The following is a 12,482-nucleotide window of genomic DNA, read 5'->3' as shown; positions in this document are numbered from 1 at the left end:
GGAGCATGACATGAGCGTATTGAATTTCCCCCGTATCTACCTCAACGGCCATATGTTCTGGAACCCACCAACGGCCAACAACAACGACGTATATCCGCTGTATGACGCGGTCAACGCAGACATCAACTGGCCGTTCATGAGCCACTTCGACATCAACGCCGCGAACGCCCCCACTCTACTGATGCCCTGGGCCATCAAGCCCCTGACAATGGCAGAGCTGCCGTCCTATATGCTGCAGGTACCGACCAATGCCAACCCGGCAACCTACCCGTACATGCCCGCCGAATGGGATCTGTTTGGCGACAATGCCTGCGGCACGGTGAGCTACAAAGGGACTCGCTCAACGATCATTGGCGGCGAGTTGCAGGCCAACACCTACATCACCGAGGATGCGCTGGTTGGCAGGGACTACCAATTGCTCGGCAATCCCTTTGGCAGCAACGCTCCCACGGCCGCGCGCTTCGTGGACGTCAGCCCGTGGCAGAACACCTTCACCGCATTGTATTTCGACAAGCTGATGCTGGGGGATGCCACGTGTGGCCTGACCCTCAATCGCCAGTATCGGATGATGGATCGTTTCCTGAATTTCAATTGGGCCAGCACCTTCCATGGCCTGGTGTATGTCACCACCACCTGGCAGACCTGCTTTCCCCAGGAAAACCTGGAATGGGTCATCGGCGATTCGGCGCTGCTGAGTAACCTCCAGCAGCAGATGAAGCTGCAAGGGGCAAAGGGCCTGATGTTCAGGTTCTCCACCTACCTGACCTGCTACGACAGGAACGGTGTTTTCAACGACTTCCCGTACGTCAACACCCGTTCCAATGCCCCCTCGGATACGGCTCGCCTGCAAGCGATGTATCAGAAAGGCCTGGACAACGTTTCCGGTATTTTCTTCAACCCCGCCTACAGTCGCACCGCCGCGACCCTGGGCCTCTGGTTCGCCGACGAATACCCGACCGCCCCCGCCGGCCTGCGCCTGGTGCCCTCGCAGGCCGTATCGGTTGTTCAACCAGGTGGGACTCCCCAAAACGCCAAACTGGGCGTGACTTCGGTGCAGATTACCGGCAACACCCTGTCGCTGGATCTGGCCAACACGTTCCCGTTCTATCCGGTCGAGCCCGATGCCCCCATCCTGACCGCCGCAAAATTCCAGGCCGGCGACTATCAACTGGGTGTATGCGAGGGTAATCAATTCACGCCGGTGGTGGACTTCGGTTCCGACCGGTATGACCAGGCAGCCTTCGACAAACGCTCCGGCCTGCAGGACTTCCCCCTCAGCGACGCGGACCTGACGAAACTACAGCCAGGTCATCCATTGGAGCTGCGACTGAAGGCCACGGCCGCCCCGACACCCGTGATCGCCGCCACCCAGCAAACCTGGACCGCCGAAGTGGTGGAGAGCGGCAGTTTCATTGACGTGGGTGACCATAAGACACTGACCATCATGGTGCAGAAAAATGGTCAGCCGGCGCCCAATACCACGCTGTGGGTGGCGGAATATGGCAACCCCTACATGGTGACCACCAGCGACTACTACCTGGCCTCCAGCAATGCGGCCAATTTCACGCTGTTCTTCGACCACCCAAACGACCCCAACCTGAACAAGGCCAATCTGCCGAACTTCAATAACGCGCCGCCCGTACAAAACTATCAGGCCAAAGGCAGCGGCCGTCGACTGACCGCGCTGCAGAATACGGATCAGCCCAGTGGAGACCCGATCGGTTATCAGCAATTCCTGCAGGGCGACGGCAAACCGGTCACGATCGACTTGCACCCTTGCCTGGCATTCGATGCCGGCGTCTACGCCACCGGAACCCTGAGCGACGACGTCCACGCCACTGCGGTGGATTATTCCTATGTCACCACCACCACCGACGCCAACGGCATTGCCCAGGTGAGTTTCAGGGCCGTGGCCCCGGGCTTCCCGACCTTGCGTTTTTTCGTCAAGGAAGGCGACAGCGATCCCGTCATCCCCTTCAGCTTCCCGCTGCCCCAAGCCTACATCGACTTCCTCGCCCCGCTCCGCGTCCTGCCCCTGGACGTGCAACTGCAACAGGACTTCATCAACTACTGGAACACCGTCTACCAGGATCAGAACGCCGCCACGCAGCTGTGGGAGGGGTTCCTCTACCCACGCATCCTGCAGACCTTCTATTACCTGTACCCCATCATGAACAAGTACATGCCCCTCAACTCCCAGGCGCGCGTCGAAGGCGCCATCGACCAGTTGATCGTGCTGATCAGCAAGCCCTACCAGGAAGAAAGCACGCTCGCGATGCCCATCACCCGTGACATGTCCCAGAGCCGCCGCGCGGTATTGGAGCTGTGGGCCCAGAAGCTGGTGAAGCGCAACTATCCACCACAACAACTCAAGATGAGCGATTACGACAACCTCTGAGCTTGTGTGGGAGCCGAGCTTGCTCGCGATGAAGGCACCTCGGTCTTTCGAATGACCGCGTTATCGTTCATTGCGAGCAAGCTTCGCTCCCACAGGCTCCCACAGTGTCACTCGGTACTTTTCAAAGGAATGACCTATGAAAACCAGTCTCTTGAACCGGCTGTTGCTGTTGATCCTGCTGTTCAGCCCACCACTGTTCGCCCAGGACAGCGGCGCCGTGTACTTCACCATGGGCGTGCACAACACCGAGGGCTGCAACGAACAGAACGGCAACTGCATTGCCAAGCGTGCTCCAGGCGAGCCTTCCGACCCATTTTTCCCGGCGTTCTGGATCAGCGATTGGACCATGTACCGGGTGATGCACAACTACGAAAAAAACCCGCCGCCCTACAGCAATCCGCCCTCCACCCTGACCCCGGCGGACTACACCGTCTCTCGCGGGACCAGCTATTACGACACGGCCTATATCCCGGCCGATGGCGATGGTTTCGGGGCGATGATGGAGCACTATGAGAAGTACTGCCTGCCGATCTTCCCGATCAAAAACAACAACTACACCTGCTCCTTCGTGTCCCTGGGCAACAAGGCCTACTTCCTGACCTACCCGCAGGATCGCCCCAAGGACATGCCGGCCTGTTGCATGTTTTCGCCGATGAATCATCCGCCGCGGCAAGATTTCATCCAGCACCTGCCCTACAGCGCCGCGCGCAGCAAAAACCTGGATGGCAGCGTGCAGGCCTACGCCCTGGACCTGGATTCGCCGCAGGGTCCGATCCTGTTCGGTTATGCCTTCTACAAAAAGATGTCGGGACAACCGCCCTACCGGCAGCCCCAATCGTTCTTTTTCTCCGGTGACACCAGTGTCGCCAATGCCCCCATCGTCAGCCAGAACTACACCCACTTCCGCATCGCCAAACCGGACCCTGCCCAGACCTGGGCGCAAGTGGCGGCGATGTGCCCGGCCAATCCTCCGCCCTGCCAGTTGTTCGAGCCACCGGCTTCACAGAGCAACGGGCAAAAGGCGCAGTGGAACAAGCTCATGCAGCGCAAACCCTGACCAATGACGAAGGATCGCCATGAACACTTCACTCCGTTTCACCCTGGCACTCCTGGGTCTGGCCAGTCTTCCGGCCCTGGCCCTGGAGCAATCCCAGGAACAAACCATGCCGAAGACGCAGGCCTCGAACCTGAATTGCCAGCCCCCCAGCACGGCGCCAGCGGCCAACGCCAGCCAGGACCTGTTCGATCAATACAGCTGGCAGTTGTTCATTGCCGTGAACTGGCCCGCCCAGGCGGGGCAACGCGGTGATCCCGACTGCAGCAAACAACCGGGAGACCCTGGCTACACCGTCTGGCAGACCTACAAGACCGTGGAAGAAACCTTCCTGCCACGGGGGGCCGATCCAGGCCCCTGGAACACCCCGCAGCTTGCAAAGAACCTGGGTATCATCAACATCGCCGCGCTGAAGAACAGCTCCCAGGTGAATGCCGTCGACCAGGCCGTCGGCGGCTGGCTGATCGACCAGGCCGGCAACCCGACCTACTACGACATCTCGGCCAACGAGACCTCCTACAACTACATCGTCGCCAACCAGTTCTACAACGCCGATGTGGTCTCCAAAGCCAACAACATCAACTTTCCCTATGGGGTCATCGAGGTCAAATCGAGTTGGCGCATCCTCACCCCGAATGACAACGCCAGCCGCTACCTGACCATGCTTGCGCGCGTGGCCACGTTCGACGACCAAGGCCAGCGCACCGGCGTCACCGAGGCCTACCTGGGCCTGGTGGGGCTGCACGTCATCACCAAGGTGAACGGCTATCCGCAGTGGATCTGGTCGACCTTCGAGCAGATCGACAACGTTCCGCCCAAAATGCTGGTGAACGGCGTATGGGTCGACCAGCCGGCATCCGGCACGGCCTATTCCTACTTCAACGCCAACGCACCGGCAGCCACGCTCAACCAATCGCCCTGCGACTGGCAGACCCAGGGCGCGCACCTGGTCTGCGTGCCCAAGCCTGGCACCACCTTCCAGACCCCGAACCCGTTGAACCGGTACACCCCGATCGCCGAGATCACCAACGAGGTCAACGCCCGTTACCGCAGCGACCCGGACCTGCAACGCAGCGTGCTGAAGTACTACCAACTCATCACCACCCAGCGCCCGCTGATGCCGGACAACCCCAGCAACCCACTGGGCCAGCCGACCCCCGCCCTTTCGGCCAACGTGACCATGGAAAGCTACATCCAGCCCAACAGCAGTTGCATGAATTGCCACTCCATGGCGACACCGGTCAAGAGCCCCTACAAATCCGACTACTCCTACCTGTTCAAATTCGCCAATTCGCCTGTCGGCAAAACCATCAAGGACGAGGAATAACTCATGAGCATCCTGAACGGACCACGGCTGAATTTCTGGGGCGGCATCCGCACGGACGTCAGCCTGCCGAACAACTCCCCGACCATTCCTTACGATGGCAACGATGACTGGCCGCTCTTCGACCTGACCACTTCGACCCTGGCACCAAGCGCCGAGTCCTACTCCGACGACCAGTTGAACAACATGATCAATGCCCCCACCGGGAACTACTACACCGCCGGGGGCTGGAATCACTACGGGCAGCATGTCGTGGACATGCAGAACGCCTTGATCAGCTCCCAGGGCATCCCCGGCAGCATCAACACCACCGGCGACCTGGTAGGCCAGGCCGTCTATCTGCTCGGCTCGGTGGACCCGGTAACCGGCCAGGGACCGGTCTCCGGCCCGATGATGGTGGACCTGGACCCCACCGCCTCGACGACCACCCAAATCTTCGTCGGCGGTCTGCAAATCGGTGGCAACGACAACATTCAACTGCTGATCCGCAGCAACACCGTGTGCAGCAGCTTCGACGTGGCAGGACGTGTGCTGCTGCCCAAAAAAATGGATGCGCCGGGCTCTTTCCACGCCAGCGGCACGTTTCAACTGACCTTCCCCTTGAGCAGCATTGTCAGCTGGAACCAGAACAGCAGCGGCCTGCGCTCGATCATTCAGGCACCGGGGGCAACAGGCATCGTCCTGCGTTTCGTCATGTTCGAAATGTGCCCCACGATGACCACCGAACAACTGGACGCCGACTATGCCGCCGGCCGGTACACGCCCAACCCGAGCATCGGCCGGGTCATCGGCACACTGGCCCCGGCTTTCGCCGACGAGCCGCTGAACTGCCAGCCGGGTCGGCAACTGGTCAACCAGAGCACGGGCAATGCCGGTTATGCCGACCTGGACAACACCGGTTACCTGAGCATCGACATGGTAAACGTCATTCCGAAGGAAACCTTCCGGGCCGTCAGGGACGACATCACCAGCCCGATCGGCCCCAATGCCGATTACGGAACCGTGACCATCAGCGCCGGCACCACCACCCTGATGACCCTGGAGCCGACCAGCCGCTTTTTATTGGATTACTACGTGTATGGCGGCATCGTCGACCTGCCCCTGACCGCCAACCAGCTACAGGCGGTGCGGACCAGCGCCCTGGCGATCAACGCGCCGGGCAAGGTCGCCGGAACCACGTTGCAGGCCACCGAGTCGACCTATCGGATCTATGCCGACCAGCGCAACGTCTACCTGGAAGACTACCCCAACGGCCTGTCGATCACCCTGCAAGTCAGGTACCTGGGCGGGGCGGTCCCCAGCACCACCGAAATCGGCCTGCAGGCAATCCCGGCAGCTGATCCTCCCACGTACAAGGAACCGCAGTACTGGGACTTCCTCGACTACCCTGACTCGCTGACGGTCAGCGCCGGCCAGCTTTCAGTCAGCGTCCCCGTCACCGTCAAACCCGGCAGCGCCGCCCAGGCCGGTTTCGTCGCCCTGACCTGCACGGCCAATGGCCTCGACAGCAGCGCTTACTTCACTAACTTTCGCAAATACGCCCAGACCGACTTCGGCATTCCCCAGGGCACCACCATCACCTGGCCGCTGATGTACCCCAACGTGCTGCGCTTTCACTACCTGGCGTTCCCCGCCATGTCGCGCTATATCCCGCTGAATCAGCCCGACGCCATCATGGGTGCCAAGAACCCCATCCTCGCCCGCACCTCGGACGCCTACAAAGGCACCACGCTGTTCATGCCCGTGGTGCGCTCAATGTCGCCCTGCCAGCGGGCACTGCTGCGGGCCTATCTCACCGGTGAACCGTGGCAGCCGCCGCAATGACCGTATCCCCTTCTCATTCATGGAGAGAGCCTATGCCCGTTCCCCTTCAGATCCCCGCACACCCCAGGGAAAGCCTGCGCCCCAGCACCCTTGTCGCCGAGGACCTGCTGAACCCTCGTGGCCTCTGCCTGCAAGCCGATGGCAGCCTGCTGCTGACCGAAGCAGGCTCCGGACTGCCCGACCAGCCCTTCAGCGGCCGTATCAGTCGACTGCGGCCGGATCCGCAGCGGCCCGGCGCCTACCTGCCGCGCGAAACATTGGCGCAAGGGTTTCGTGCCATGAACATGCAGGCGCGCATGCTGCGTGATGAAATCATGGGAGTGTCGGACATCGCCTGCGGTGACGGGCGCTGTCTGGTCAGCCAGACCGACTACGTGGCGGGCTCCAAACTGCTGGACTTGCAGTTCACACCGCCCGAGCCGGTCTTCCACAGCCGCGGCAACCTGAATGCGCTGTGCTACCACCCGACCCGCCGCAGCTGGCTGGCCGTCAAGCCCGATACCAATCAATTGGTGGAGTTCATCACGGGCCAGGACGAGCGTGTGCTGGCCCAACTGCCCGAACTGGATCAAGGCCAGGAAGCCGTTCCCGTGACCCTGGTGTACGAACCGGCGACAGACGCCGTGCTGATCAGCCTGTTTTCGGGCGAACTGCACGGCGACCCGAGCCGCAAGGGCATCGATTTTGCCGAAAAGGCAGGCCAGGTGATCCGGGTCTGGCCGGCCAGCGCCGAGATCGACCTCCTGATTCGCGGCCTGCAACTGCCCACCGGGCTGGCGCTGCGCCCCAACGGCGACCTGCTGGTACTGGAACTCTGCGAGCACCTGCAACAACCGCTGCTCCCCGACTGGAACGGCGAACCCCTGCATGGCGGCTTTACCCGGTTCAGTGGGCGGCTGCTGAGCTGCGACTTGCAAACCGCCCAAGTCATCGTACTCGCCCGCGACCTGGATACCCCTTCCAACCTGTGCCTGTTACCGGACGCGGTACTGGTCAGCGAAGGCATGGGGCTGGTCGGGCGGCCACTGCCTACGCCAGATGGAAGCGTGATCCCCCTGAGCGGCAGGCTTCGTCGGGTGCAGCTCTGAAAAAACACCGACCGGGCGCATGACCCGGCCGGTTACCACGGCCCGTCCCGTGCGGGCCATCTCGACGGGCGATCCCCGGTAGCCTGGGCACCTACAGGCTAAGGAACAGCACTCCAGGCCCGCTTGAACTGCGGCGAGGACGCCAGCGCCCTCGCCACAGATAACTATCCGCACTGGGGCAACACCTCTTTCACCCGCGCCAACAGAACCTGCAGCGGATGAAGCACCGTGACACCCTCTTGGCGCTTGACCTGGCTACGGCAGGAGTACCCATCGGCAACCACCCTGCCCGATCGATTGAGTGTGTGCAGGAGCGGCTTCCAGGATTGCCCGTAGATCGTGTCAGACGTGCCAGCGTTTCGTGCCTCATGCCCGTAAGTGCCCGACATCCCGCAACAACCGCTGGCTTGCACGTTGAGTGTCAGGCCCATGCGTTCGAAACTTTTCTGCCATTGCCCGATGCTACCCGGCTCGTTGGTTTTTTCCGTGCAGTGCGGCAGGAAGTGGTAAGGCTCGCCATCCTTCACTGTTTCTATTTCCGGCAACGCATCAAGCAGCCACTCCTGTGCAAGCCGCACCTGAGGAGCGTTGCCGGTTTCCAGTGTCTTGGCGTACTCCTGCCGATAAACCAGGGTCATTGCCGGATCGAGGCCCACCAAGGGAATTCGATACGACTGGAGGCTGAGCAAGGACTGGCCATTGAAGCGGGCGGCCTTCTCGAACGCTTTCAAGAAACCCTGCACCTGAAGCGGCTTGCCGTTGGGCGCGTAGGGGGCCAGGAAGACTTTGTAGCCCAGCCTCGAAATCAGCTCCACCCAGTCAACAAGCAATGGCGTTTCAAAAAACCGAGTGAAAGCGTCCTGCACGAGAATGACACTTTTCTCACGCTGCCCCGCGCCCAGCGCTTGAAGGCGCTCAGGTGTGGCCACTTCCACGTTCCAGCGCCGGCACACGGCGGCAAAATCCACCAGGCTGAGCAGCGGGCTATCGACCATCCCGGCCACGCGCTCGAGCCCCCAGCGGATTGGCCGGGCACTCATCACGAAGTTGTACAGGCGCGGCATCCTGGCCAGATACGGAACGGTGTATTCCAACGAGCCAATCAGGTAGTCCTTGAGGGGACGCAGGTAGCGGCTGTGATAAAGCTCGAGAAAGCGTGACCGGAACTCCGGCACATTCACTTTGACAGGGCATTGCCCCGCGCAGGATTTACAGGCCAGGCAACCGCTCATCGCCTCGTAGACCTCATGGGAAAAGTCTGGCTGCCCCATCTTCCGGGCCAGGCTGTTCACGGCCCGACGCGCAACGCCCGGCACTGCGCCAGCCCCTTGGACCCGATCGCTCGCCGCCAGCACATCGACACCCTGCTCGCCCTGCAACCTCAACCACTCCCGTATCAGCGAGGCCCGCCCCTTGGGCGAGTGAATGCGGTTGCGCGTCGCCTTCCAGGACGGGCACATGGCGTCATCAGGGTCGAAGTTGTAGCACGCACCATTGCCATTGCAATGAACCGCCGTGTCGTAGCGTTGCCAGACGCGTTCATCAATGGTGCGGTCCAGGGCACCTCGCAGTTGCACTTCGTCAACGCGTGTCAGTCGAGCACCAGGCACCGTGCTCGGGGTGGCGATCTTGCCCGGGTTGAGCTGGTTGAAGGGGTCGAAAGCCGCCTTGAGCGCTTGCAGCGCGGGGTACAAGTCACCGAAGTACTCGGGCACGTATTGCGACCTCAAGCCCTTGCCATGTTCGCCCCATAACAATCCGCCATACTTTTGCGTCAAAGCTGCCACCGCATCGGAAATCGGCCGGATCAAGGCGGCCTGGGCGGGATCCTTCATGTCGAGGATCGGCCGCACATGCAGGACGCCGGCGTCGACGTGGCCGAACATGCCGTACTGCAGGTCATGGCTATCGAGCAGCGCGCGGAACGCCTGGATGAAGTCCGCCAGGTTTTCGGGCGGAACCGCGGTGTCTTCGACAAAAGGCTGGGGCCTGGCCTCGCCCTTGACGTTGCCCAATAAGCCCACGGCGCGCTTGCGCATCGCATAGACACGCTTGAGGGCATCGGCACCGATCGCCAGCGTGTGCCCCAGCCGGACAACGGAAGTGTCCCGCTGCAGGTGCAGGACGAACTCATGAACCTGCTGCTGGAGCGCCGCTTCGTCATCCCCGCTGAACTCAATGAGATTGATCCCGAGCGTCGGCGTATCGGGGTCCTCGGGGAAATACTCGGCGACGCCGTGCCAGACAATGTCCTTCATCGCCAGCATCAGCACTTTCGAATCCACGGTCTCGATCGACAGCGGTTTCATTGCCATCAACGCCTTTGCATCACGCAGGGCATCCATGAACCCGGCGTAACGCACGTTCACCAGAATGGAATGGTTGGGAATGGGCAGGACGTTCAGTTTGGCCTCGACGATGAACCCCAAGGAGCCTTCGGAACCGCACAGAACACTGTTCAAATTGAAACGCCCATCGGGTTCGCGCAGGTGGGCCAGGTCATAACCGGTCAGGCAGCGGTTAAGTGTCGGAAAAGTGTCCCGGATCAGTTCGGCGTGGGTATCGGCGATGTCCGCCGCACACTTGTAAACCTCTCCCACGCGATCCTGGCGTTCGACCAGCGCCGTTAAAAGCGCCGCGTCGACAGCGCAACTGGTGAGGCGATGACCGCCCAGCAATACCGTCGAGAGTTCGAGAACATGATCGCGCGTCTTGCCGTAGGTGCAGCTCCCCTGGCCACTCGCGTCCGTGTTGATCATGCCGCCAATGGTGGCGCGATTCGACGTCGAGAGTTCGGGGGCGAAGAACAAACCGTAGGGCTTGAGCGCTGCGTTCAACTGATCCTTGACCACGCCACTTTGGACCCTGGCCCAGCGCTCCTCGACGTTGATGTCCAGAATGCTGTTGAGGTGGCGGGAAAGGTCGACCACCACGCCGTCGGTGAGCGATTGCCCATTGGTGCCGGTGCCTCCACCACGTGGTGTGAGCACGACCGCACGGTGCGCGTGTTCGGCCACCAGGCGTGACAGGATCATCACGTCCTGTTCATCCCGTGGAAAAACCGCCGCTTGGGGCAGGCGCTGGTAAATGGAATTGTCGGTGGCCAATACCGTCCGGTCGCCATGGTCGCGGGCAATCTCCCCTCGAAACCCCGCCACTTGGAGCGCATTCAGAAACGCGTCATAGACCGCTTTCTGGGGATCGGGAGGGGATAACCGGGCAATCATGATGTATTCCTACAGGCTGAAAAGCTAATCTATGCATTCACATTACGCATGCTCCATACAAGACGTATCGAGCAACCGCATGAGGCTTCCGTGATTCTTGCCTTCTCGTACGGTTGGAGCAAACGTAATTCCTGCTGGTTTTGCATGAGTTTTTTGAATGAACCCCAGACGACTGACGCCGTCGATGTCACTGCTGGTTGCCTTTGAGGCCGCCGCACGCCATTGCAGCTTCACCAAAGCGGCGGAAGAGTTGGCTTTGACTCAAAGCGCCGTCAGCCGGCAGGTCCAAACCCTGGAGGCGCAACTTGAAATCGAACTCTTCCGGCGTGAAGGCCGAAAGATTGAATTGACGGCGGCTGGCGCGCTGTATCAGCACGAGTTGGCGGCCGCGTTGGGGCGTATTCGAAGCGCAACGTTGCAGGCCATCGCCTACAAGAACGATAGCGGCCCACTGAACCTGGCCGTCCTGCCAACCCTCGGTTCCAAATGGCTTCTGCCACGGATGCATGAATTCTACGCCAGGCACCCGGACCTGCTGGTGCACGTGCATTCGCGGATCATCCGCGAGGACGTCCAATCCTCGACCCATGACATGAACGCAATCATCTGCGCAGGCTCGGGAGAGTGGCCCGGCTACATTGCCCATCAGTTGCTCACGGAGAAGCTGGTGGTGGTCGCCAGCCCGGCCGCATTGCCCGAGTACCGGACGATGTCGCCCGCGAACGTTGCCGAGCATGCCTTGTTGAACGTTGTATCAAGGCCCGGTGTCTGGCCGGACTGGTTTGACAAGCATGGCGTCGATCACCGCAACATGCGGTCCGGCCCAAGCTTCGAACTCACCGCCCACCTTATCCAGGCCGTATCGGCGGGGATCGGGATCGGGCTGGTTCCGCAAATCCTGGTACAGGATGAACTGAAAAGCGGCGACCTGGTTGCGTTGTTCGAACCGATGGAAAGTGGGCGCAGCTATTACCTTGTCTACGCAAGCCGATACCAACACCTGCCGGCCCTGATGGCCTTCAGCGCCTGGCTGCTCTCATTGCCGTTTCCCGATAACTGAGCTCGCCCGTTCCCGGATCCAGACTGATCCTCGTCACCCAGGATGACGCCAACTTATTGGCACAAAAACCAATCAGATAAAAATATATTAATACAGCGACGGTTTCCCGACGCACGGTACTAATGTGCCATTGCTGGGGGTTTAAATCGAAGCTCATCATCCGCAGGCAGTCCCCGCTAAACGTTTGGGCCGCCGACCTGGACTACAGGATGTAATCACTCGTACCTCGCAATGGAGCACACCGAGATGATGACTGTTTATTTTGTTGTGATGACGATCTGCAGTGGCATCGAAGGCTGTGTCGAGGAGCGAAAACCAGGGCCTACCTTCGCTTCCAGGGCAATGTGCATGGAGACGGCCAGAGTCATGGCACCGCGCAAAGGTGTGAAGTTCAAATGCCGCAGCGAGCGCATGTGGGTGGTCAATGAGACGCCGCCAGTAGAAGGTTACGACAAAATCGTCACCACCAAGAGCACGGGCCAACCTTAGCCTTATTTTTTCGTCGAC

General features: G+C 60.8%; 8 protein-coding genes. 7 read left to right on the top strand and 1 reads right to left on the bottom strand.

Annotated features, from left to right (window positions below; all coding sequences use genetic code 11):
* Positions 1-10: 10 nt before the first annotated feature.
* From ACMTA2_RS14575 to ACMTA2_RS14555, 5 genes are all read left to right on the top strand, one after another.
* Positions 11-2,398 carry a hypothetical protein gene (locus ACMTA2_RS14575; protein ID WP_413795384.1) on the top strand — a complete coding sequence of 796 codons (2,388 nt, stop codon included), beginning with the start codon at positions 11-13 and terminating at the stop codon, positions 2,396-2,398.
* A 136-nt stretch (positions 2,399-2,534) separates the two neighbouring features.
* A complete protein-coding gene (locus ACMTA2_RS14570) occupies positions 2,535-3,455 on the top strand; it encodes a hypothetical protein (RefSeq protein ID WP_413795383.1) in 921 nt (306 codons plus the stop codon).
* Between the two features lie 19 nt (positions 3,456-3,474).
* A complete protein-coding gene (locus ACMTA2_RS14565) occupies positions 3,475-4,779 on the top strand; it encodes a hypothetical protein (protein WP_413795382.1) in 1,305 nt (434 codons plus the stop codon).
* A 3-nt stretch (positions 4,780-4,782) separates the two neighbouring features.
* Positions 4,783-6,600 (top strand): hypothetical protein, encoded by a 1,818-nt coding sequence (locus ACMTA2_RS14560; protein ID WP_413795381.1) that lies wholly within the window; start codon positions 4,783-4,785, stop codon positions 6,598-6,600.
* A gap of 32 nt (positions 6,601-6,632) precedes the next feature.
* Positions 6,633-7,688, top strand: a complete 1,056-nt coding sequence (locus ACMTA2_RS14555) for a hypothetical protein (RefSeq protein WP_413795380.1) — start codon at positions 6,633-6,635, stop codon at positions 7,686-7,688.
* Positions 7,689-7,852: 164 nt separating this feature from the next.
* Here ACMTA2_RS14555 and ydiJ read toward each other — a convergent pair whose 3' ends face one another.
* Positions 7,853-10,915, bottom strand: coding sequence for a D-2-hydroxyglutarate dehydrogenase YdiJ (gene ydiJ, locus ACMTA2_RS14550; RefSeq protein WP_413795379.1), 3,063 nt, complete (start codon positions 10,913-10,915; stop codon positions 7,853-7,855).
* A 157-nt stretch (positions 10,916-11,072) separates the two neighbouring features.
* Between ydiJ and ACMTA2_RS14545 the strand changes: the two genes are divergently transcribed.
* Both ACMTA2_RS14545 and ACMTA2_RS14540 read left to right on the top strand, forming a co-directional pair.
* Positions 11,073-11,975 (top strand): LysR substrate-binding domain-containing protein, encoded by a 903-nt coding sequence (locus ACMTA2_RS14545; RefSeq protein ID WP_413795378.1) that lies wholly within the window; start codon positions 11,073-11,075, stop codon positions 11,973-11,975.
* Between the two features lie 246 nt (positions 11,976-12,221).
* Complete coding sequence (locus tag ACMTA2_RS14540) at positions 12,222-12,464, top strand: hypothetical protein (RefSeq protein WP_413795377.1); 243 nt, start codon at positions 12,222-12,224, stop codon at positions 12,462-12,464.
* Positions 12,465-12,482: the final 18 nt, after the last annotated feature.

This window comes from Pseudomonas medicaginis, assembly GCF_965119365.1.
Classification (GTDB): Bacteria; Pseudomonadota; Gammaproteobacteria; order Pseudomonadales; family Pseudomonadaceae; genus Aquipseudomonas.
This window is presented reverse-complemented; position numbering and strand designations above follow the sequence as displayed.